Source organism: Longimicrobiaceae bacterium, assembly GCA_035936415.1.
Lineage (GTDB): Bacteria > Gemmatimonadota > Gemmatimonadetes > Longimicrobiales > Longimicrobiaceae > JAFAYN01.
This window is the reverse complement of the sequence record DASYWD010000433.1, coordinates 1-2,014: the sequence shown is the minus strand read 5'-3', so window position 1 is coordinate 2,014 and position 2,014 is coordinate 1. Positions and strand designations below refer to the sequence as shown.

The window sequence follows — 2,014 nt, the reverse complement described above, 5'->3', positions numbered from 1 at the left end:
GCGCGGGCCGGGGCGGCTGGTGCTCCTCCTGGCGCTCCTCCTCGCCTCGCTCGCCGTGGTGGTGGGGCGTCAGACGCGCGGCGTCGCGCTGCAGCGCGAGATCCGGGCGCTGGAGAGCGACCGCGCCGTGGCGGAGACGGAGCGGCTGGCGCTGCAGACGCGCATCCAGGCGCTGCAGAGCCGCGCGCGGGTGGTGCGGGTGGCGCGGGAGCGCCTGGGTATGCACCTCCCCGCCGACAGCGAGGTGGTGCTGGTCCCCCTCCCCCGGGACGCCATGGCGGCGGACGCGGAGGAGCGGGAGTGAGCGCGCGCGGCGGAAGGAGCGGGAAGCGAGGGGACGAGTCGCTCGTCCTGCGGCGGCGGATCCTGGTGGCGTCGTTCGCCGTCGCCGCGGTCGCGGTGCTCGGGCGCGCCTTCCAGCTCCAGGCGCTGGAGGGGGAGAAGTGGGCGGCGGTGGCTGCCGACCAGCAGCAGTCCCGGACCCCGGTCCCCGCGCGGCGCGGCGGGATCTTCGACCGCAACGGCACCCCGCTCGCCCTCAGCTACGAGACCTTCCGGATCTCCGTGGCCCCGCGTGAGCTGCGCGACCGCGACGGGGCGGTCCTGGCGCTGCGCGACGGGCTGGGCCTGTCCGCGGGCGCAGCCCGCGCCGCCACCGACCCGCGGCGGAAGTGGGTGGTCCTCCCCGGCCGCTTCACCGCGGAGCAGCACGCGCGGCTGGAGGGCATCCGCGGCATCCACTCCGAGCGGAAGCTGGAGCGCTTCTATCCCCAGGGCGACGTGGGGCGGGAGGTGCTCGGCGTCGTCTCGGGCGACGGGCGCGCGCTCGGCGGGGTGGAGCAGGAGTGGGACGCCATGCTGCGCGGGACGGACGGGTACGCGCTGCTGCGCCGCGACGCCCGGGGACGGGCCGAGCCCACCGTGTCGCTCCCGGTGGTCCCGCCGCACGATGGCGCGGACGTCTACCTCACCCTGGACTTCGACCTTCAGGAGATCGCCGACGGCGCCCTTCGCGAGGCGGTTCGCGGCACCGGCGCGGAGGGCGGCGACCTGCTGGTGGCCGACCCCCGCACCGGGGAGATCCTGGCGGCGGTGTCGCGCCGCCCCGGCGGCGCGCGGACGCTGGCCGGCTTCACCGAGCCGTACGAGCCCGGCTCCACCTTCAAGCCCTTCTTCATCGCCACCCTGATGGCGCAGGGGAAGGTGTCGCTGGAGGAGACGCTGCACGCGGAGAACGGCCTCTGGGTGGACGCCAACGGCCGCGCCTTCCGGGACGTGCACGCCATGGGCGCCGTCACGGTCCGCGAGGCGCTGCGGGAGTCCAGCAACATCGCCATGGCGAAGCTGGCGCCGCGGCTCCGCCCGGCCGAGCAGTACGCCTACCTCCGCGACTTCGGCTTCGGAACGCCTACCGGGGTGGAGTTCCCCTCCGAGGCGGGCGGCCGGCTCCGGCGCCCGGCCGGGTGGTCGCGGCTGACCCCGGCGAGCCTTTCCATCGGCTACGAGGTGGCGGTCACGCCGCTGCAGATGGTGATGGCGTACGGCGCCCTCGCCAACGGCGGCGTGCTGATGGAGCCCCGGCTGGTGCGCGAGGTCCGCGGCGCGCAGGGCGGGCCGGTGCGCCGCGGGGAGCCGCGCGTGGTGCGGCGGGTGCTCCCCGCGAAGGTGACGGAGGAGCTGCGCGACGTGCTGGTGGCCGTCGTGGACGACGGGACCGGCACGCGGGCCTCGCTCTCCACCTTCGAGGTGGCCGGGAAGACGGGGACGGCGCGGGTCACCGGCGCCGGCGGCCGCTACGAGGCGGGGAGCTACGCCTCCACCTTCGTCGGCTACTTCCCGGCCAACGACCCGCAGCTCGCCCTCTTCGTGAAGCTGAACCGCCCCAGGGGGGTCTACTACGGCGGCGCCACGGCCGCCCCGGTCATGCGGGAGATGCTGCAGGCGGTGCTGGCCGCGCGCTCCCCGACGCTGGACGGGGCCTCGCTGGCCGCCACCCGGCGGACGGCCCTGGCGG

Annotated in this window: 2 protein-coding genes; both read left to right on the top strand. The window is 76.5% G+C overall.

All coding sequences use genetic code 11. The features are described 5' to 3' along the window. On the top strand, positions 1-304 hold a 304-nt coding region (gene ftsL, locus VGR37_17670; GenBank protein ID HEV2149235.1), incomplete at its 5' end, for a cell division protein FtsL. Beyond that, the coding region (locus tag VGR37_17665; protein HEV2149234.1) for a penicillin-binding protein 2 at positions 301-2,014 on the top strand (1,714 nt) is incomplete at its 3' end. The genes ftsL and VGR37_17665, both read left to right, overlap by 4 nt.